This is a genomic window from Clostridium polyendosporum, from assembly GCF_018332455.1.
In the GTDB taxonomy this organism is placed as follows: domain Bacteria; phylum Bacillota; class Clostridia; order Clostridiales; family Clostridiaceae; genus Clostridium_AY; species Clostridium_AY polyendosporum.
Window position 1 is genome coordinate 14609 of sequence record NZ_BOPZ01000019.1, and the last position, 20864, is coordinate 35472.

The 20864-nt window shown below is 31.4% G+C and carries 23 protein-coding genes and 1 riboswitch; of the genes, 21 read left to right on the plus strand and 2 right to left on the minus strand.

From position 1 onward, the window contains the following. Positions 1 to 2: 2 nt before the first annotated feature. From CPJCM30710_RS11115 to CPJCM30710_RS11170, 12 genes are all read left to right on the plus strand, one after another. Entirely contained in the window at positions 3 to 602 is a 600-nt protein-coding gene (locus CPJCM30710_RS11115; RefSeq protein WP_212904245.1) for a V-type ATP synthase subunit E, read from the plus strand. A gap of 12 nt (positions 603 to 614) precedes the next feature. Then, the gene (locus CPJCM30710_RS11120) at positions 615 to 1616 is read left to right on the plus strand and encodes a V-type ATP synthase subunit C (RefSeq protein ID WP_212904246.1); all 1002 of its coding nucleotides are present in this window, start codon (positions 615 to 617) and stop codon (positions 1614 to 1616) included. Continuing rightward, positions 1609 to 1920 carry a V-type ATP synthase subunit F gene (locus CPJCM30710_RS11125; RefSeq protein WP_212904247.1) on the plus strand — a complete coding sequence of 104 codons (312 nt, stop codon included), beginning with the start codon at positions 1609 to 1611 and terminating at the stop codon, positions 1918 to 1920. The genes CPJCM30710_RS11120 and CPJCM30710_RS11125 overlap by 8 nt, the downstream gene beginning before the upstream one ends. A 17-nt stretch (positions 1921 to 1937) precedes the next feature. Beyond that, positions 1938 to 3713 (plus strand): V-type ATP synthase subunit A, encoded by a 1776-nt coding sequence (locus tag CPJCM30710_RS11130; RefSeq protein ID WP_212904248.1) that lies wholly within the window; start codon positions 1938 to 1940, stop codon positions 3711 to 3713. Continuing rightward, positions 3706 to 5088, plus strand: a complete 1383-nt coding sequence (locus tag CPJCM30710_RS11135; protein ID WP_212904249.1) for a V-type ATP synthase subunit B — start codon at positions 3706 to 3708, stop codon at positions 5086 to 5088. The genes CPJCM30710_RS11130 and CPJCM30710_RS11135 overlap by 8 nt, the downstream gene beginning before the upstream one ends. Positions 5089 to 5091: 3 nt before the next feature. After that, entirely contained in the window at positions 5092 to 5733 is a 642-nt protein-coding gene (locus tag CPJCM30710_RS11140; RefSeq protein WP_212904250.1) for a V-type ATP synthase subunit D, read from the plus strand. A gap of 375 nt (positions 5734 to 6108) precedes the next feature. Further along, positions 6109 to 6669 carry an ArsR/SmtB family transcription factor gene (locus CPJCM30710_RS11145; RefSeq protein ID WP_212904251.1) on the plus strand — a complete coding sequence of 187 codons (561 nt, stop codon included), beginning with the start codon at positions 6109 to 6111 and terminating at the stop codon, positions 6667 to 6669. A gap of 81 nt (positions 6670 to 6750) precedes the next feature. Then, on the plus strand, positions 6751 to 6966 hold the full coding sequence (locus CPJCM30710_RS11150; RefSeq protein WP_212904252.1) for a hypothetical protein: 216 nt from the start codon (positions 6751 to 6753) through the stop codon (positions 6964 to 6966). A gap of 268 nt (positions 6967 to 7234) precedes the next feature. Next, positions 7235 to 8188 carry an MraY family glycosyltransferase gene (locus CPJCM30710_RS11155; RefSeq protein WP_212904253.1) on the plus strand — a complete coding sequence of 318 codons (954 nt, stop codon included), beginning with the start codon at positions 7235 to 7237 and terminating at the stop codon, positions 8186 to 8188. A 382-nt stretch (positions 8189 to 8570) separates the two neighbouring features. Continuing rightward, positions 8571 to 9092, plus strand: coding sequence for a peptidase M56 (locus CPJCM30710_RS11160; RefSeq protein ID WP_212904254.1), 522 nt, complete (start codon positions 8571 to 8573; stop codon positions 9090 to 9092). 94 nt (positions 9093 to 9186) lie between these two features. After that, on the plus strand, positions 9187 to 9600 hold the full coding sequence (locus CPJCM30710_RS11165; RefSeq protein WP_212904255.1) for a hypothetical protein: 414 nt from the start codon (positions 9187 to 9189) through the stop codon (positions 9598 to 9600). A gap of 337 nt (positions 9601 to 9937) precedes the next feature. Then, complete coding sequence (locus tag CPJCM30710_RS11170; protein ID WP_212904256.1) at positions 9938 to 10303, plus strand: phage holin family protein; 366 nt, start codon at positions 9938 to 9940, stop codon at positions 10301 to 10303. A 301-nt stretch (positions 10304 to 10604) separates the two neighbouring features. Here CPJCM30710_RS11170 and CPJCM30710_RS11175 read toward each other — a convergent pair whose 3' ends face one another. Further along, positions 10605 to 11195 carry a hypothetical protein gene (locus CPJCM30710_RS11175; RefSeq protein WP_212904257.1) on the minus strand — a complete coding sequence of 197 codons (591 nt, stop codon included), beginning with the start codon at positions 11193 to 11195 and terminating at the stop codon, positions 10605 to 10607. A 254-nt stretch (positions 11196 to 11449) separates the two neighbouring features. After that, positions 11450 to 11551, plus strand: a riboswitch (SAM riboswitch). Between the two features lie 198 nt (positions 11552 to 11749). Between CPJCM30710_RS11175 and metF the strand changes: the two genes are divergently transcribed. The 7 genes from metF to def all read left to right on the plus strand — a co-directional run bounded on the left by metF (position 11750) and on the right by def (position 17650). Beyond that, entirely contained in the window at positions 11750 to 12637 is an 888-nt protein-coding gene (gene metF, locus CPJCM30710_RS11180; RefSeq protein ID WP_212904258.1) for a methylenetetrahydrofolate reductase [NAD(P)H], read from the plus strand. 14 nt (positions 12638 to 12651) lie between these two features. Continuing rightward, positions 12652 to 13116 (plus strand): S-ribosylhomocysteine lyase, encoded by a 465-nt coding sequence (locus CPJCM30710_RS11185; protein ID WP_212904259.1) that lies wholly within the window; start codon positions 12652 to 12654, stop codon positions 13114 to 13116. After that, positions 13109 to 13792: a vitamin B12 dependent-methionine synthase activation domain-containing protein gene (locus tag CPJCM30710_RS11190; protein WP_212904260.1), complete on the plus strand. Its 684-nt coding sequence runs from the start codon at positions 13109 to 13111 to the stop codon at positions 13790 to 13792. Before CPJCM30710_RS11185 ends, CPJCM30710_RS11190 begins: the two co-directional genes overlap by 8 nt. Continuing rightward, positions 13782 to 16157: a homocysteine S-methyltransferase family protein gene (locus tag CPJCM30710_RS11195; RefSeq protein WP_212904261.1), complete on the plus strand. Its 2376-nt coding sequence runs from the start codon at positions 13782 to 13784 to the stop codon at positions 16155 to 16157. Before CPJCM30710_RS11190 ends, CPJCM30710_RS11195 begins: the two co-directional genes overlap by 11 nt. A 6-nt stretch (positions 16158 to 16163) precedes the next feature. Continuing rightward, a complete protein-coding gene (locus CPJCM30710_RS11200) occupies positions 16164 to 16655 on the plus strand; it encodes a GNAT family N-acetyltransferase (protein WP_212904262.1) in 492 nt (163 codons plus the stop codon). Positions 16656 to 16854: 199 nt separating this feature from the next. Next, on the plus strand, positions 16855 to 17001 hold the full coding sequence (locus CPJCM30710_RS11205) for a hypothetical protein (RefSeq protein ID WP_212904263.1): 147 nt from the start codon (positions 16855 to 16857) through the stop codon (positions 16999 to 17001). A gap of 169 nt (positions 17002 to 17170) precedes the next feature. Beyond that, positions 17171 to 17650, plus strand: a complete 480-nt coding sequence (gene def, locus CPJCM30710_RS11210) for a peptide deformylase (protein WP_212904264.1) — start codon at positions 17171 to 17173, stop codon at positions 17648 to 17650. A gap of 52 nt (positions 17651 to 17702) precedes the next feature. Here def and CPJCM30710_RS11215 read toward each other — a convergent pair whose 3' ends face one another. After that, entirely contained in the window at positions 17703 to 18170 is a 468-nt protein-coding gene (locus tag CPJCM30710_RS11215; RefSeq protein ID WP_212904265.1) for a DUF2383 domain-containing protein, read from the minus strand. Positions 18171 to 18431: 261 nt separating this feature from the next. Here CPJCM30710_RS11215 and amrA point away from each other — a divergent pair, with 261 nt between their 5' ends. Both amrA and amrS read left to right on the plus strand, forming a co-directional pair. Continuing rightward, a complete protein-coding gene (amrA, locus tag CPJCM30710_RS11220) occupies positions 18432 to 19850 on the plus strand; it encodes an AmmeMemoRadiSam system protein A (RefSeq protein ID WP_212904266.1) in 1419 nt (472 codons plus the stop codon). Continuing rightward, positions 19843 to 20832, plus strand: coding sequence for an AmmeMemoRadiSam system radical SAM enzyme (gene amrS / locus CPJCM30710_RS11225; RefSeq protein ID WP_212904267.1), 990 nt, complete (start codon positions 19843 to 19845; stop codon positions 20830 to 20832). The genes amrA and amrS overlap by 8 nt, the downstream gene beginning before the upstream one ends. The last annotated feature ends 32 nt before the right edge of the window (positions 20833 to 20864 follow it).

Below are 20864 nucleotides of genomic sequence, written 5' to 3' on the forward strand. Positions count from 1 at the left end.
TAATGGCTGGAATAGATAATTTAACAGGAAAGATTTTAGAAGAAGCAAACATTAAGGAGAAAGAGATTCTTACCATAGCAAAGGAAGAAAGAGATAAGATTTTGCAAAAGAAAATTCATGAGGCTAAAGAAATAGAAAAAGAAACTTTAGAAAGAGCTATTAGAGAAGCCGAAATTAGAAAAGAAAGAATACTCTCTAATGCTCAACTTCAAGTTAGAAATAAAAAGCTTGAAGTGAAGCAACAAATAATAGAAAAGGTATTTAATAGTGCAGTAGAAGAGTTGTGTGCTTTTTCAAAGAATGACTATTTAAATTATATAAAAGAGAGAACCCTTTCTCTTGATATTTCAGGTGATGAGAAGCTTATAGTAAATCAGGAGATAAGGACATTAATAACAGACAATTTTCTAATAGAATTAAATAGTGAGCTTTTAAAGAAGGGCAAAAAAGGAATAATTTCATTAAGTGAAGAAGTTAGAAGTTTTAAGGGTGGTTTTATTTTGGAAAAGGATGGAATAGAAATTAACAACACTTTTGAAGCTCTTGTCAGCTCAATAAAGGATGAATTGGAGTATGAAGTAGCAAAGGTATTATTCGATTAAGGAGGGTGCATGATGAATGAAATGCAGTTTGCCCAAGTTATTCCAAGACTTAGGGTGTTAGAAACCAGGCTCCTTGATAAAGCTAAGTTTGACAGAATGATTGACGCTTCATCTGCTCAAGAGGTTTTAAGAGTGTTACAGGAAACTGAATATGCAAATGTAATGCATAACGTTAAAAGAGCTGAAGATTATGAAATGATTCTAAGTGGTGAACTGAAAAGGGTGTATCAGCTTATTTACAACATAAGCCCTGTTAAAGAAGTAGTAGATGTAATGGCAATAAAGTACGATTACCACAACTTAAAAGTATTGTTAAAAGAAAAATTTCTTGATAAGGATTTTTCTAACATGATTATACATGTTGGTAAAGTAGAGGTTTCAAAGCTTAAATATGCTGTGGATAATGAATACTACAGAGATTTAGAAGCAACAATGAGAAAGAGTATAGAGGAGGTTGTAATAGATTTTACTTCCAATAAAGACCCTCAAAGAATTGATATAATCTTTGATAAATATATGTTTGAGGAAATGGTTCAAATATCAAAGAATATTGGAGATAGATTTTTAGAAAAGTATATAGAGAGTTGGATAGATCTTACAAATATAAGAACACTTTTAAGAATTAAAAAGCAGAATAAAAGCAGAGAGTTTTTTCTTTCAGTGATTATTAAAGGTGGAACAATAGATAAGGATAAGCTTCTAGCACTTTTAAGTGACTCAGTAGAAAATATTCCTGGGAAGTTATTTTATACAAATTATGCTGAGATTTTAAGAGTAGGAATTGAAGCTTATTCAAAGAATGGTTCAGTGAATATTCTTGAAAAATTAAGTGATAACTACATCATGGAGTTTATGAAAAATGCTAAGTATGTAAGTTTTGGTATTGAGCCACTTATTGCATATACTTTTGCTAAGGAAAGTGAAATTAAGATTATAAGAATTATAATGGTTGGTAAGCTCAATAATATTGCCGGGGAAGTTATTAGAGAAAGGCTGCGTGATTGTTATGTATAAGAAGATAGGAGTTGTAGGAGATAAGGATTCTGTTCTAGCTTTTAAAGCTCTTGGTCTAGATGTCTTTCCAGTAGTAGAACATGAAGAAGCACGAAAGACTATAGATAGATTAGCAATGAGGAATTACGCAGTTATTTTTGTGACAGAGCATGTTGCAAAGGAGATAGAGGAGACTATAGAAAGGTACAATAGACAGACACTTCCTGCTGTAATATTAATTCCAAGTAATCAAGGAACTCTAAATATAGGAATGAAAAGAATCAGTGATAATGTTGAAAAAGCAGTTGGCGTTAATATTTTATAGGAAGGCAGGTTGGTAACTTGAAAATCGGAAAGATAATAAAGGTTTCTGGACCTTTAGTGGTTGCTGAAGGCATGGATGAAGCTAATCTATATGATGTTGTTAGGGTTGGAGATAAGGGCCTTATTGGAGAAATAATTGAAATGAGAGGTAATAAGGCATCTATTCAAGTATATGAAGAAACATCAGGAATAGGGCCTGGAGATCCTGTTATTACTACTGGAGAGCCTCTATCAGTAGAGCTTGGACCAGGACTTATAGAGTCAATGTTTGATGGAATTCAAAGGCCGCTTAATGCATTCATGGAGGCGGCAAATAGTCCTTACTTAATAAAAGGGGTCTCTGTAAAGCCATTAAATAGAAATAAGAGGTGGGCTTTTACACCAGTAGTTAAAGTTGGAGATAAAGTTTTAACTGGTGATGTAATAGGAACAGTTCAGGAGACAACAGTAGTACTTCATAAAATTATAGTTCCATACGGAATAGAAGGAACTATAAAGCAAATAAAAGGTGGAGAAGTCACTATTGACGAAATAGTTTGTGTTATAGAAACCTCAAAGGGAGTTAAGGAGTTAACTCTTGTACAGAAATGGCCTGTAAGAAAAGGGAGACCTTATTCAAGAAAGCTTAACCCCGTTGAACCAATGACTACTGGACAGAGAGTAATTGATACTTTCTTCCCAGTAGCAAAAGGTGGTACCGCTTCAGTTCCAGGACCATTTGGAGCTGGAAAAACTGTCGTTCAGCACCAAATAGCTAAATGGGGAGATGCTGAAATAGTAGTTTATGTTGGATGTGGAGAACGTGGCAACGAAATGACAGACGTTCTTAATGAGTTTCCTGAGCTAAAGGACCCTAAAACAGGGGAAAGTTTAATGAAGAGAACTGTACTTATAGCTAATACTTCAAATATGCCAGTTGCAGCGAGAGAAGCATCAATATATACAGGAATAACAATAGCTGAATATTTTAGAGATATGGGATATTCAGTATCAATAATGGCTGATTCAACATCACGATGGGCTGAAGCATTAAGAGAAATGTCAGGAAGGCTTGAAGAAATGCCAGGAGATGAAGGATATCCAGCATATTTAGGATCAAGACTTGCTGACTACTATGAGAGAGCAGGAAAGGTTATATGTCTAGGTTCAGAGGGTAGACAGGGGGCAGTTACTGCTATAGGTGCAGTATCACCTCCAGGAGGAGACCTTTCAGAACCAGTTACTCAGGGTACTTTAAGAATAGTAAAGGTGTTTTGGGGATTAGATGCTCAGCTTGCATATAAGAGACACTTTCCATCAATTAACTGGTTAGATTCGTATTCACTTTATCTAGAAAAGATGGGCGTATGGATGGATGAGCAGGTTGCACCCGGTTGGTCGTCTTTGAGAACAGATGCAATGGCACTACTTCAAGAAGAAGCAAATTTAGAAGAAATAGTTAGGCTTGTAGGGATAGATGCTCTTTCAGAAAGAGATAGATTAAAACTTGAAGTTGCTAAATCCTTAAGGGAAGACTATTTACAACAAAATGCCTTTGATGAGGTAGACACATATTCATCTTTAGATAAACAATACAAGATACTTAAGCTCGTTCTTCAATTTGAGGAAGAAGCAAGCAGAGGACTTGAGGCTGGTGTGTATTTAGAAAAGATTCTTAACTTACCTGTTAGAGATAAGATTGCAAGAAGTAAGTATGTTCCAGAAACTGAAATAAGCAAGATAAATGAAATTTCAGTGGAGCTTAAGAAGGAAGTTGATAAACTAATCAGCGAAGGAGGGGTTCTAGATGCTTAGGGAATATAGGACAGTTACTGAAGTTGTAGGACCTTTGATGGTTGTAGAAGGCGTTGAAGGAGTTAAATATGACGAACTTGTTGAAATAGAACTACAAACAGGTGAAATAAGAAGAGGTAAGGTTCTTGAGGTAAATGGAAGTAAAGCAATGGTTCAGCTTTTTGAAGGTTCTGCAGGGATAAACCTTAAAGGAACAAAAGCAAAATTTTTAGGTAGGCCTCTTGAACTTGGAGTTTCAGAAGATATGTTGGGAAGAGTATTTGATGGTATAGGAAGACCAAAGGACAATGGTCCAAGGATAATTCCAGAAAACAGATTAGATATAAATGGACAACCTATAAATCCAGTTGCTAGAAATTATCCTTCAGAGTTTATTCAAACAGGAGTGTCAGCTATTGATGGGCTTAACACTCTTGTTAGAGGGCAAAAGCTTCCAGTATTTTCGGGTTCAGGACTTCCGCATGCTCAGCTTGCTGCTCAAATTGCAAGACAAGCAAAGGTTCTTAATTCAGATTCTAAGTTTGCTGTTATATTTGCGGCTATAGGTATTACCTTTGAAGAAGCAGAATTTTTCATTGAAGAATTTACAGAAACAGGTGCAATTGATAGATCTGTTCTCTTCATTAATCTTGCATCAGATCCTGCAATTGAAAGAATTGCAACACCAAGAATGGCATTGACTACGGCTGAGTTCCTTGCTTATGAAAAGGATATGCATGTTCTTGTTATAATGACAGATATAACTAACTATTGTGAAGCTTTAAGAGAAGTTTCAGCAGCTAGAAAAGAAGTTCCAGGTAGAAGAGGTTACCCAGGATATCTATACACAGATCTTTCAACACTTTATGAAAGAGCTGGAAGAATAAAAGGAAAAGAAGGTTCAATAACACAGATTCCTATACTTACAATGCCAGAAGATGATAAAACTCATCCAATTCCAGATCTTACTGGATACATTACAGAAGGGCAAATTATTCTTTCAAGGGAACTTTATAAGAAAGGGATTATGCCCCCAATAGATGTTTTACCATCCCTTTCAAGACTTAAGGATAAAGGTATAGGAAAGGGGAAGACTAGGGAAGATCATGCTGATACTATGAATCAATTATTTTCAGCTTATGCTCAAGGTAAACAAGCGAAAGAGCTTGCAGCAATTTTAGGAGAATCTGCTCTCTCAGATACTGATAAGAAGTATGCTAAGTTCGCTGAAGCTTTCGAAAAGCAGTATGTATCTCAAGGCTTTGCTACAAACAGAATTGCTGAAGAAACCCTAAATCTTGGATGGAAGCTTCTAAAAATACTTCCAAGAACGGAACTTAAGAGAATTAGAGATGAATATCTTGAGAAGTATATGGGAGCTGGAGAGGAAGAATAGCACATGGCAAGATTGAGTGTAAATCCAACCAGAATGGAACTAACTAAGCTCAAAAAAAGATTATCTACTGCTACAAGAGGTCATAAACTTTTAAAGGATAAACAAGATGAACTTATGAGACAATTTATAATACTTGTAAAACACAACAATGAGTTACGAAAACAAGTTGAAGAGGATCTTCAAAGTTCTTTGAAGGATTTTGTTATGGCAAGGGCAGTTATGAGTTCAGAATTTCTTGAAGAAGCAATAGCTTATCCAAAGGAACAGATATCTGTTGAGGTTGGAAAGAAAAATATTATGAGTGTTAATGTTCCTGTGATGAACTTTAAACGACAGTTAGAGGGAGAAGAGGGAAGTATCTACCCTTACGGTTTTTTTAGTACATCTTCAGAGTTAGATGATACTATATCAAAGCTTTATGGAATTCTTCCAAAGTTATTAGAACTTGCAGAGGTTGAAAAGAGTTGTCAGCTTATGGCTGATGAGATTGAAAAGACCAGGAGGAGAGTCAATGCTCTTGAATATATGACGATTCCTCAACTTCAGGAAACCATAAAATATATAAGAATGAAGCTTGATGAAAATGAAAGAGGGGCATTAACAAGACTTATGAAAGTGAAGTCTATGATTGAACAAAGAGGATAAGTTGTATGAAGAGGTAGCTTGGAATTTATAAAGTCAAGCTACCTATAATATTTTTTGTCTGTTTTGGAATTTTTATAAGTATGATTGCCATAATATAAAAGTTGTATAAAAAGGGGTTTTTTTTGACTTATTATTAATAATTAATAATAAATTTTAATAAATTGTTTGTAATTTGAGCTTATTATGATATAATACTTAAAAAGGTTTTATAGGATTATATGAAAAAATATAGGTATTTTACTAGATTAAAATTTAGGACAGAATAGTCTAAGATTTAAGAAAACATAATTTTAAAAAACATTCTAAATCATAAGAAGGAAAGAGTAGATAGGTTTACGGAGAAGGAAAAATGGAAAAATATTGGGGGGAGCAGTTTTGAAGGACGTTATTAAGTTAACTACATTAGAACAAATTAAGGCCTATTCTGATCCATATAGGTTAAGGATTATTACTTTCCTTAGAAACAATATGGAGGCTGCTACTGTTAAAGAAATTGCAGATAATTTAGGTGAAGTTCCTGCAAAGATTCACTATCATATTAAGAAACTTGAGAGGGCAGGAATTATAGAACTTATAAGAACTAAAGAGATTAAAGGAATAATTGCTAAGTACTATTATCTTACTGCTGATAGGTATGATATTGTTGGAGAAAATATAACAGATCAGGCAAAACAGGTTTATAAATCAGAAGTACTAAATCTTATAAATGATTATTATGATACTTCAAGGTCTGAAGTCATTGAATCTGTAAGTGGAAGAATAAGTGAAGGTCATCAAAGTAATAATGTTTCAATTCTCACTAGAACTGTTTATTTAACTGAAGAAGAATTTGAGATGATTAATAAAATTACTAGAGAATTAATTGGAAAGCACGAAAAAAAGGCTGATGGACTAATTCCTTGTCACATTTTCACAGTTTTATCAAAACAAAAATAATATAAAGGTTAAAATATACATATAATTGTTTTACCTTCTTAAACATATATATAGTAATACAATTGTTTAGGGGGAGTAAATATGATTAAAGTTACCATCGATATTGAACTTCTAAACCATAAAGAAGTTCTAGAAAAGAATAAAGGAAAGGCAGCAGCTACAATTTTAGCAAGCAGCCCACTAATTAAACAGCAAATTGAGGAAGAAGTGAGAAGACAAATAATTTCAACTCTATCATATTCATTAAAACGTGGTCTTGAGGATAATGGAGTTAAAGCAAAAGTAAATATTGGATAATTGGGGGCCTAAGTTTGGCCCTTTTTTATTTGTTACCATTTCACAAAGTAAAATCTAACTAGAGCTCATAAGGCTCGGTGCCTGGTTTTATTTTCAGAAATGTATAAAAAATATGATTATTTGTAAATATTTTTATGATAAAATTTAGCATGTTGATGTTAGGTATCTTAAATATTTTTAGAGATAATAATAATAATAGTCTTTAAATATTTTAGTGCATATTTTATAATATACATGTTGTCTCTTGACGTTGAAAAGGAGAAAAATTATGTTTAACTATATTTACCCAATGATCATTTCATTTCTAGTAGTATTTTTAATTATACCTTCATTGATGAGAATTGCTAATAAATTCGGATTTACAGATAAGCCAACTGAACGAAAAAAACACAAAGAACCAATTCCTTTAATTGGCGGAATAGGGATGTTTATAGGGTTTTTTGTTAATTTTTTCATATTTGTTCATAATTCTAGAATTGAAAGCTTAGCAGTATTCTTTTCTTCTTTATTAATATTATTAATAGGACTTGCAGATGACTTTTTCAAAACAAGAGGAAAAGAATTTCCAATAATGCCAAGAGCATTTATTCAAATACTGGCAGCAGTTATTATCTACAAAGCTGGAATTGTGTTTTTAGGAATAACAAATCCTTTTAATGGACAATATGTGTTATTGCCACCAGTCCTGCAGTTTATACTAAGTATTACTTGGATATTTGGAGTTACTACAGTAATAAATTGGTCTGATGGAATGGATGGACTTGCTGGGGGCATTTCTGCTATATCTGCTGCTACACTTTTTGTAGTAGCACTTGCAAAAAATCAAAGTGATTCAGCTATTATGTCTATACTTTTAGTGGGGGCTATTCTTGCTTTTTTAAAGTATAATCGCCATCCAGCAAAAATTTTTATGGGAGACTCTGGAGCAAATTTTTTAGGATTTATGCTGTCTATTATAGCGTTAGATGGAGCTTTTAAACAAGCAACTGTAATATCCTTATTAATACCATTTTTAGCTCTTGGGGTACCTATATTTGATAACATTTTTGTAATATTTAAAAGATTTGCAGAAGGAAAACCTGTATATCAAGCAGACAGAAGTCAAATTCACTACAGGCTTCAACAAAAAGGGTTGACTACGAGACAAGTTGTATCCTATATATGTTTAATAAGTACTTGTTTAAGTTTATTATCCATTTTAATATTATTATTAAGACTTTAGTAAGTTACTCACTTTTATTTAATTCCATTTCATAAAGTGAAATTTGGGTAAAAGTGAATATGTTCTATGCCTAGTAAGTTTTATTTATTGATCAAAAGATTTATATGTAGCTTTAACTAATTGAGGGTTAGGATTTCATTAATTCTCAATAAAGTGAAGCTATTTTTTGTTTAATAGGAATTTATATAATAAAAAATATAAATTAATTTTAACATTAGAGAATTAAATAAAAAGATTAACAAATACTTTTAATAAATAAACAGAATTAAAATTCATATGAATAAAAAAACTCTATTTTTATAGTTTTTTAAATAAAGTGTGGATTTTTCTTTCAAAACTTATAGTCAAGATTTTCAGATAATGTACTAGGAGAGTGATAAACTTGAAAAAAAGAGTATTTGTTATTCTATTAGGAATAGTTTTTTTAAGTTTTTTATTTTATTATCAAGAAGTTAATGCAATAAAGAAAGTAGATGATTCTTGGAACAGTTATTCTAGTAATATTTATAAGATATCATTAAGATATCCAAGTAATTGGAGAATTAATCCTAAGTATTCCAATAGATATGAGGGAAGTGATGGATTTTTTCAAGTTGGTGCTATATTAGGAGATGCTACTTCTATTGATAAAGTAGCAGAATATGAAATAAACAGTAATCTAAAACCCTATGGAACTTCTCCAAGGATTAGTAAACTGAGTATTGATGGGCAAGAGGCTAGGCTTATTAGTCCTTCAAATGATCAATCTCAACTAATGAATAGGCAGAGTGAATTAATTATTAGATACCCTACTGAAATAAAAATACACGATAATAAATACAATTATTTTGTATTATGGTCTGACAAAGAACATATAGTGGAGATAGGCAACACTATAAAATTTGTGTATAGATACGGGCAGTAGTCTTTAATTTTCAGTAACCTTCAAAAAAAGAAGTGTAGCAGTTTTGCTCTTTTCTAATATACTAATAGTGTATTTAATGTTGATGGAGGGGTTTATGTACTATAATAATGACTATAGTAATGACTATAGTAATGACTGGTGTAGACATGAACATTGCGATGATAAAACATCTAAAAAACATGAGAAGCATAAGCAGCCTTGTTATATGTCAAATGCATATAATCCAATGATGATGCAGTCATATCCGATGATGCATGTATGTCCAATGATGCATACTTGCCCAATGATGAAGGGGCATCCAATGATGAAGGCTTATGAAATGAAAGATAAAGCTAAATTAAGTTATAATAGAGATGAAGAAGATCGTCAATACTATCCATACTATAATTATCCATACTATAATTATCCATATTATAATTATCCATATTATAATTATTATTACAATCCACTACCCTTGTTGTTCTTGCTTCCTTTTTTAAGAGAAGATGAGGAAAAAGAAGAAGAGTAAGACAAACACTACATTACTTAGTAACCTATTATTTTGATTGGTGTTTTATCATAATAAATCAAAGCATATTATAACACTCATCTATTTACTGTCATTTCGAGAAGTGAAATCTGAATAAAGCTGAGTAGACTTGATGTCTACTCAGCTTTATTTTCTTCTTTTCTTTTAAGATATTTTACATAAGGTGTTTTTTTGCTTAAATTAAAAGTATTTTTCAATTTATATTATATTTTTTGACTTTTAGCACAAACTATCTACAAATGTTGTATTAAAAAATATAACATTATCAAGTATCATCTATATATAAAACATTTAAATTTAAGGAGGTAGTCAAGTTATGGGTCACGAAGATAAAAGAGTTTCAAATGATGGTAGCATACTTGGAGCTATAGTAAGGTTTATAGTAACTATAATAGTATTAGCTATAACATCATATTTAACACCAGGTTTTAGCATAGTAGGATTATGGTCATATATATTAGCAGCATTGGTAATAAGTTTAATAGATTATGCAGTAGAAAGAGTAATGGGAGTTGATGCATCACCTTTTGGAAAAGGATTTAAAGGTTTTGTTATTTCAGTAATAATATTATATGCAGCACAATTTATAGTTCCAGGAATGAGAGTAACATTATTAGGAGCTATAATAGCTTCAATAGTTATAGGGATAGTCGATGCTATAATACCTGGTAGAACAATGTAGGTTATATTAATTTTTTAGCTTTTACATAATCATATTAAATGAAATTCTATGTTGTTTTAAGAAAATTTTAATGTAATTATTTATTAAAACCAAGGGTTACGCTTGAATTTAAATTAATAATACAGTAATAAAGAATAAGATGGGATGTCTCTTATCATTAAGACATCCCATTTTAAATAATCGAAGTTATTAATTCACAATAGAAGTATAGTATTGGTGTTTAAAGTAAAATATAGATATTTTGCAAGCAAGATATTGTTTTATCTGTTTAAAGATTAACAAGATGTGTGTTTATTAAATTTTATTTCAATGATTCTGTCAAATTATTATTATTCTTATCTAAAACTTTTATTTCTGCTTCCGAAGAAGAATCTTTTTCAAAGGTAAAAACTTTTATAATCCTTTTATTATCATCATAATCAAGGTTTGCTCTTAAGCTTTTTTCATTATAGCTTACATCTATAAATGAAGAAGTAGATTTTTCAAGGTCACCAAAAAAAACTACTTTTGAGGCTTTTTCGTCATTTATAACTATATATCCTATTTTTGAATTATTAGAGTTCTCTATATTTTTTGAAGGTATAAATCTACTATGAAGAAATTTATGTTTCTCAAAAACAGTTAATCCATATTTAGAATCTTTTCTATACATTGCATATAAGAACTTATCATCATTATAAGTTTTTAAAACTTGTATAGGTGTTTGATAAGAATCAGATAGTATACTTGTAAACTTATCCTCAGAGGAGGAACTATTTACAGTTTTTCCAAGGATACTTGTTATATTAATTACAACTAAGAATCCTAAAATAACTATTAAGCTTATAAGTAATTTTGTACGTTTATCTAATTTCTCTTCTATTACAATCTTAATTTCATCTTGTATTCTCATTAGCCATCTCCTTTTTATTAGTGTTGTTAATATAAAATAAATAAGTCTAATTTAAAATAATCTTAGAAAATTAGAAAATAAGTTAAATATTGAATTTTCATAGAATTGTAAAATAGGTAAAAACATGTATAAGTATAATATAATTATATCAATATTAAAGATAGCTTTAAAATATTTTTATTAATTTAAATAAAATTAAACACAGTATTTACATATAACATGTTATGTTGTATAATTTATCTAAATGAATACGGAACTTATCTAGAGAGGTGGAGGGACTGGCCCGGTGAAACCCAGCAACCTTATGAGAAATCGTAAAGGTGCTAAATCCTGCAGCTAATGCTGAGAGATAAGGATATTTAGTGGCTTGTGCCCTGAAGGAATATCCTTCAGGTTTTTTTTTATAAAAAAAACTATAGTAAGTCTATTTTAAAGATAATTTAATATAGTCTATTATACATGGGGAAACTTTTTGTACAGTGAGGTCATGATGTAGTTGTTGAGTTACATTGAATGTACATTCAGGATTTAATGAAAATATAAGGGGGCTTTATATGTATATCAAAGATTTTTTTAATACCAAAAATGTAGTTTTTTCTTTTGAAATTTTTCCTCCTAAAAGCACTTCATCAGTTAATACTATTTATAGTACCTTAGAAGCACTTGGGGATCTTAAGCCAGATTATATAAGTGTAACTTATGGAGCAGGAGGAAGTTTAATAGATAACAGAACAAAGGAACTTTCATCATTAGTAAAAAATAAGTATAATATTGAAGCTTTAGCTCATCTTACTTGTATAAATTCTACAAAAGCTCACATAGAAAATATTCTTAATGATTTAAAGGAGTGCAATGTAGAAAATGTATTGGCGTTGAGAGGAGATATTAGTGATCAAGTACAAAATATTGGGGAATATAATTATGCGTATGAATTAGTTGAGCATATTAAAGATAGAAAAGGTTTTTGTATAGGAGCAGCTTGTTATCCAGAAGGTCATATTCAATGTGAGAATTTATCAAAGGATATTGATGCTTTAAAGTATAAGGTAGATTGTGGAGCAGATTTTTTAATATCACAACTTTTCTTTGATAATAGTTTATTCTATAATTTTTTGAATAAAGCTAATCAAAGAGGGATTGCTGTTCCGGTGCAAGCTGGTATTATGCCAATTACAAATAAAAAGCAGATAGAAAAAATAATATCTCTTTGTGGTGTTGAATTGCCAAAAAAATTCATTAAAATAATGAATAAATATGAAAATAACCCAGAGGCTCTAAGAGATGCTGGAATAGCTTATGCTATTGAGCAGATTGTGGATTTAATTTCAACTGGTGTTAGGGGAATTCACTTATACACTATGAATAATCCGTATGTAGCTAGAAAAATTACGGAAAGTATAAGTACGATTTTAAATTGCGTAAATAGTGAAAAATCAGTATAAATGGAGGGAATTTTATGAAAAAGGTAGAGAGTTTCGAATTAGATCATAGAAAGGTAATAGCACCTTATATTAGAAAATGCTGTACATTAGAAGGGATAATAGGAGATAAGGTATCAAAGTTTGACTTAAGATTTACACAACCAAATAAGGAGAGCATACCTACAGGGGCGTTACATGGGCTAGAACATCTTCTTGCTGGTTTCTTAAGAGATGAGATCGATGGAATAATTGATATTTCACCAATGGGATGTAGAACAGGATTTTATCTAATTCTTTGGGGCGATAGAGAACCACAGGAAGTTAAAAAGGCTCTTGAAAAAGGATTAAAGAAAGTATTAGAAGCAGAAGAAGTACCTGCTGCAAATGATCTTCAGTGTGGTAATTATAGAGATCTTTCATTATTTGGAGCTAAGGAATATGCAAAATATGTTTTAGAAAAAGGTTTTAATCTAAATATATATGGTGAGGATAATGAATAATTTTAATTTAACAATAGATAGAAATGAAGTTTTGAGATATCTAGGCTACAAGCAGCAGAAGATTGATGATAGAACAGAAAAACTCATAGATGAATGTATAGAAGAAATAAAAATCATTGTGAAGCCTAGATTCGTATATAACTTCTTTGAGTTAAATAAGAAAGAAGGAGCTGTTGAGTTGAAAAATAGCTCCTTGGTTCTTACAGGAAAGGATATTTATGATCACTTAAAAGATAGTATGTGCTCTGTAGTAATGGCTGTAACATTAGGTAGTGAAGTGGATAGAAAGATAAGATACTATGAAAAAGTAGATTTAGCTAGAGCTCTTGTTTTAGATGCTTGCAGCACTCAAGCAGTAGAAGAGGTATGCGATATATTGGAAGCTAATTTAAGAAAAGAAGTGCAAAGTAAAGGAAAAAACTTAAATTGGAGGTATAGTCCTGGCTATGGAGATCTTCCCATAGATGTTCAAGGGCAGCTAATAAGAACATTAAATTGTAATGCAGCTATTGGTCTTACAGTAACTAATGATAATATAATGCTCCCTAGAAAGTCTGTGACTGCAATAATGGGAGTTGTAGAGGGAGAGATAGCAAAAAAAAGAAAAACTTGTGCAATATGTTCTAAATTTAAAGATTGTAATTTTAGGAGAGTAGGTGGAAGTTGTGGACATTAAAAAGTATTTAAAAGATAACATATTGATTTTCGATGGAGCTATGGGCACAATGCTTCAAAATAGAGGGCTTAAAAGAGGAGCTCTTCCAGAGGTTCTAAACATTGAGGAAACAAGTAATATTATTGAGATACATAAAAAATATATAGAAGCAGGTGCTAAGGTTATAACAACTAATACCTTTGGTGCAAACGGGCTTAAATTAAAAAATTGTAGTTATTCTCTTGAAGAAATAATAAAGGCTGCAGTTGAAAATGCAAAAGAAGCTATAGGCAGTGCAGAGGTATTAACAGCGTTAGATGTAGGACCATTAGGACAATTACTAGAACCTATGGGTACACTAAAATTTGAAGAAGCCTATGAATATTTTAAAACTGTTATGACATTAGGCGAAAAATATGGTGCTGATTTAATTCTTATAGAAACCATGACAGATTTAGGAGAAACAAGAGCAGCAGTGCTAGCTGCAAAGGAAAATACAAAACTTCCTGTTTTCTGTACTATGTCTTTTGAAAGTACTGGTAGAACATTTGCAGGATGCGATCCTCTATCAATGACTTTAACGCTTCAAGGGTTAGGAGTAGATGCACTAGGAATCAACTGTTCCTTAGGCCCAATAGAATTAAGACCAATTGTAGAAGAAGTATTAAAATATAGTAAGATTCCTGTTATGGTTCAACCCAATGCAGGATTGCCTAAGGTAGTTAATGGAGAAACCGTATTTGATATTTCAAAAGAAATTTTTGCAAAAGAAGTAAAAGGTTTCTGTGAAAAAGGTGTAAGAATAGTAGGTGGATGCTGCGGTACTGATGAGAGTTTTATTAAAGAATTAAGCCAAAAGCTTAAGGACTTAAAGCCAGTAATATCTGTTGTAGAACCGATAAGTGCAATATGTTCTTATTCAAAGGCTGTAATTATTGATGGCGTTAGAGTAATAGGTGAGAGAATAAATCCTACAGGTAAAAAACTTTTTAAAGAAGCACTTAAGAACGAAAATTTAGATTATATATTAAGAGAAGCCATTTCTCAAATTGAAGCAGGAGCAGATATATTAGATGTTAATGTTGGGCTTCCTGAAATCAATGAAGAAGAAATGATAATTAAGGTTATAAAGGAGGTTCAATCTATATCTCCAATTCCTCTTCAAGTTGACTCTACTGATCCGAAGGTTGTTGAGGCAGCACTTAGAGTATACAATGGAAAGGCTATTCTAAATTCAGTAAATGGAGAGGATAAAATATTAGATTCCTTACTTCCTTTAGTTAAGAAGTATGGTGCTGCAGTGGTAGGACTAACTTTAGATGAAAGAGGACTTCCTACTAGCAAAGAAGAAAGAATTGAAATTGCAGAGAAGATTATCAAAAGAGCCGAAGAGTATGGAATAAGCAAGGAAGATATTTACATAGATTGTTTAACCTTAACAGCATCTACTAGCCAAGACCAAACTTTTGAAACTCTTAAGGCAATAACATATCTTAGAGAGCAAATAGGAGTAAATACAGTTTTAGGAGTATCTAACATTTCCTTTGGATTACCTAGAAGAGATCTTATAAATAGAACTTTCTTAACAATGGCAATGACAGCAGGATTAACTCTTCCAATAATAAATCCATTAGATAAGGATATGATGGATTCAGTTAAAGCTTTTAAGGTGCTAAGTGGTGAGGATATAGGTTCTAATAATTATATTGCGGATTTTAGTGGGGAAAAGGCAAAAGCTTTAGGCAATGTAACAGAGAGAATGACATTAGGCCTTTATGACATAATTGTAAAAGGTATAAAAGAAGAAGCAGCTAAGGCTACAGAGGAACTTTTAAAGGAAAAGAAAGAAACTGAAGTAATAAATGAGTATATTGTTCCTGCTTTGGACTATGTAGGAGATAAGTTTGCAAAGGGAGAGGTTTTCTTACCGCAACTTATTCAGTCTGCAGAAACAGTAAAGAAGGCTTTTGATGTTATTAAAGCAAAACTTGCAGGTTCTTCAAGTGAAAGTATATCTAAAGGCAAGATAGTATTAGCTACTGTTAAGGGTGATATTCATGATATTGGAAAGAATATTGTCAAGGCTATGTTGGAAAACTATGGATATGATGTAATTGATTTAGGAAAAGATGTATCAAAGGAAAAAGTATTAGAAGCAGTAGAAAAGCATGATGTACAATTGGTGGGATTAAGTGCGCTTATGACTACTACTGTAAGGAGTATGGAGGAAACTATTGCTCTTTTAAGAGAAAAGGGACACAATTGTAAATTCATGGTTGGAGGTGCAGTACTCAATAAAGAATATGCAGAAATGATTAAAGCTGATTTTTATGCAAGAGATGCTAAGGAATCAGTAGAGATTGCTAGAATGGTTTTAGGAGAATAATGTAATATGGATATAAAATTTATACCATTTACAGAAGATTATATTGAGGCTGCAAGAGAGATATATAATTATTATGTGAGAAATACAACTGTAACCTTTCATATAGATGATATTAGTTATGATGAGATGAAGGGTATATTATTTCATCCAGATAAGAGGTATAAAACCTTTGGAATTTTTCATGAGGATACGTTAATAGGATATATCTTGACTGTACCATTTAAAAATAGAGGTGCCTTCAGAAGAAGTGGAGAAGTTACAATATACCTTTCACCACAGTTAAGTGGAAAGGGCATAGGAACAAAAGCTCTTAACTTTATCGAAGAAGAAGCAAGAAATTCAGATATAAAGGTTCTTCTTGCTGTAGTTGCAGATGAAAATCAGCAAAGTAAGGTTCTTTTTCAAAAATGTGGTTATGAAAAGTGTGCACATTTTAAAGGTGTAGGAGAAAAGTTTGGAAGAGTGTTAGATCTAGTTTGTTTTGAAAAAGAGCTTTAATAAATATCATAACATTACTAACTTTTAGTATCCTAAGTACTTAGTTTTTATAATGAATATATAGTTCTTTTCCGTTGCAAACTAAAAATGTAGAGATATATAAGTTCTTATTAAAATAAGACTTTTAAAAAAGTATTAAAAAATAAGGCTTATTTTCAAGAGCTTATATATTCTTAAACAAAGGAAAAGGGGTGTACTTATGATTAAAGGTAAGGATGAAGCATACAAAGTTGCTAAAAAAATGATAATCGATGGTGAATCATGGGATAAAATCATGGATGAAACTCGTTTAAGACTTAAAGACTTAAGAAGAATTCAAAAAAACGAAATAGATCCACACTTTTAAAAGTAGAGCCTGTTTGCGTGCTGCAAACAGGTTTACTGTATTTTATAGAAACGAGGCCGAGAGGTAATGATTTAGTTGCATTTTTTAATGTGGAACAAAATTTCTAATGAAAAATACTTTATATTATGTAATAATATTAAGAGCAAAAGTTATTTGAAGGGAGAAAGTTATGGCAATAAGAAAAATCATTCAGCTTGGAGATGAGCATTTAAGAAAGATTTGTGAACCAGTTAGTGAAATAAATAAAGAAACATTAGATTTAATACAAGATTTAAAGGATACTCTTTATTCAGTAGATGGTGTTGGACTTGCTGCACCTCAAATTGCAGTAAATAAGAAGGTTGTTTTTATAGATCTTAGAGATGGTTCAAAGCCATTAATTTTAATAAATCCTAAAATAGTTAAGCAAGAAGGAAAAGAAGAAGGATATGAAGGATGTCTAAGCTATGTAGGATATGAAGGACTTGTAGAGAGACCAAAGAAGGTTGTAGTTGAATCATTAAATGAAAATGGTGAGAACATGAGGTATGAAGCTTCAGGACTTTTGGCAAGATGTTTCTGTCATGAAATCGACCACTTAGATGGAGTTATGTATGTTGATAAAGCCATAGAAATGTACGAGCTTGTTGATGAAGAGGAAGAAAAGTAAATTTAGTATCATACCATTAAACATTAAAGGAATTCAGAAAAACTGAATTCCTTTAATGTTTATTTATAACCAATTCAAAAAGCCCTGATATTCGTGTAGCACATTCTTCGCTATCATGTACCAGTTCCTTAATTAACTGATAACTGGAATGGTCAAGATTTTTACTTTCATTTAAAAATTTTTGGCCCATAATGAATCCTGTTTTACAAGCATCATAGGCTTTTTCCAGTAGTTCTAAGTCTGTGTTCACCGTGAGCTCTTTTATATCTTCATATATTTCACTAAGTTTTCCAACAAGGCTAACCTTAGTTATAGGTTCTCCTCCTAGCTCAGAAATTCTATTTGTTATTAAACCAGCATGGCGCTTATAAGTAGAGTGAATTTCTGAAAGAGCTCCTTTGATTTCTTCACTTTTTGTTTTGTCAACATATTTCTCGAAGGCATCAACGCCCATATAAATCCCTTGTAAATATTGATTAAGTTCTTGGACAACTTCTCTAGTTGTTATTGAAGTTACCATGACATCACCTCCTTACCTTTAGTATTTTTAGTTATAATAAAAATATTTAAGCATAAAAAGTATTTTTATGCTTAGATTGAGTAATTTTTAGTTTTCTAGTTTTCTCTACAAATTTTAGTATCTTAAATTTTCCCGTCATTTAGTATCTGCATTGCTTATTAGGCTGATGGATAAAGCATAGGAATTCGGACAATATATTAATAAAGTAAGGAAAGTAGTATAGTTTATTAGAATTTTTTACAAAAAGAAGAGGTGAGTTTTATGGGGAAAATCCTTGGATACTATCTAATGCCTCATCCACCTATAATTGTTCCTGAGGTTGGTAAAGGTGAGGAAAAGAAAATAGAAAAAACCTTTAAGGCATGTATGGAAATTGGAGAAGAAGTAAAGAAAGTTGCTCCAGATACAGTAATAATAATAACTCCTCATGGGCCTATGTTTAATGATGCTGTTGCTCTTTTAGCAGAAGATAGTATAGAAGGAGATTTATCAAAATTTAGAGCAACCGGGGTAGAAATGAAATTTAAAATAGACCTAGAGTTAGTAAACTCAATAATTTCATATGCCACAGAATATAAGGTAGCAGTAGTACCAGCAAATACTCAACTTCTTGAAAGTTTTCAAAGAAAATATGAACTTGATCATGGGGCTATAGTGCCTCTTTACTTTTTAACTAAGAAATATAAACAGTTTAAACTCGTGCATATTACTTATGGTATGCTTTCAGATATTGAATTATATAAACTTGGAATGGCAATACGTCAATCTGTAGAAGTTGGAAATCATAATGTAGTTTTAATTGCATCAGGTGATTTATCTCACCGATTAAAGGATGAAGGTCCATATAGTTATAGTTCTTATGGAAAAGAATTTGATGAAAAGCTTCTAGGTCTTCTTTCTAATGGAAATGTAACAGGAGTTTTTGAACTTGATAGAAAACTTATAAGAGAAGCTGGTGAATGTGGATTAAGAAGTATTTATATAATGTTAGGATCTATGAATGGATATGAAATTAAAGGTGAAGTTTTATCCTATGAAGGTACCCTTGGTGTTGGGTACGGTGTAATGAAATTTAACATTACAAAATGTCAGAGGGATACTTTAAGGGAACTTTTAGATCTAAAGAATAAAAAATATAGCGAAAGAGTGGAAAGCTCTGATACTTATGTAAGATTAGCAAGAAAAAGCATAGTTTATTACTTTTTAAATGGAAAAGCTATGGAGGTTCCAGATAATCTTCCTGAGGAAATGAAGAAGATAAAAAGAGGAGCATTTGTTTCTATTAAGAAACATGGAGAATTAAGAGGCTGTATAGGTACCATATATCCAGTAACTTCATCTATTGGTGAGGAAATAATAAAAAATTCGTTAGCAGCAGCTTTTGATGATCCAAGGTTCTCACCATTAAGAGAATCAGAGCTTTTGGATATAGATATATCAGTAGATGTTTTAACTGCTCCGGAGAAAACCTCAAAGAAAGAGCTTGATCCCAAAAGATATGGAGTTATTGTATCCATGGGTTCAAGAAGAGGACTTCTTCTTCCAGATCTTGAAGGTGTTGATACTGTTGAAAGACAGCTTTTTATTGCCTTAAGAAAAGGGAATATCTCACCTACAGAAGATTATACTATTGAACGATTTGAGGTGATGAGACATAAGGAGGAAGGATCCTATGAATAAGGAAGCTCTGTTTTATAAAAAGAAAGAAAATGGAACTTTAGGATGTAAGTTATGTCCACATACTTGTGTAATACAACCTGGAGGAATGGGGTTATGTGGTGTTAGGCAGAATAAGGAGGGAATGTTATATACTTTAAACTATGGCGAGGTAACTTCTATTGCATTAGATCCTATTGAAAAGAAGCCTCTTTATCATTTCTATCCAGGTAAAAATATTCTATCAATTGGTAGTTTTGGATGTAACTTTAAGTGCTCCTTTTGCCAAAATTATTCTATTTCACAGTATAAACCGAAAAGTGAGTATTTAGAGATAGAAAAGCTTGTTAGTATAATTAATGAAACGGAGAATAACATTGGCGTTGCTTTTACTTATAACGAACCTTCTATATGGTATGAATATATCTTTGAAGCATCAAAAACTATAAAAGAAAGAAATAAGAAAACAAAGGTCGTAATTATAACAAATGGTTATATAAGTGAGGAACCACTTTTAGAACTTTTACCATTTGTTGATGCAATGAATATAGACTTAAAGGGATGGAATGAATCATATTATTCAAAGGTATGTAATGGAAAAAGAGACTTTGTATTAAACACTATTAATAAGGCATCAGAATACTGTCATGTAGAGATTACTACTTTACTTGTAGAAGGAGAAAATACATCACTGCAAGAGATTGAAGAAATATCAAAATTTTTATCTTCAATTAACATTAATATACCGCTTCATTTAAGTAGATATTATCCAAATTATAAGATGACTAATGAGCCTACCTCTATAGATTTTATTTTAAATGCAGAAAAATTAGCAAAGAAGCATTTAAATTACGTATATGTTGGAAACGTTCAAGGGATAGATAATTCAACATATTGCCACCAGTGCAAGGAAAAAGTTATAGATAGAACCGGATATGTGGTTAGAAATACTCTTAAAAATAGTAATTGTCCGAATTGTGGAGAGCGTCTTCCTATAATTTATTAGAATAATTATAACATTGGGAAAGTATTAGTTTG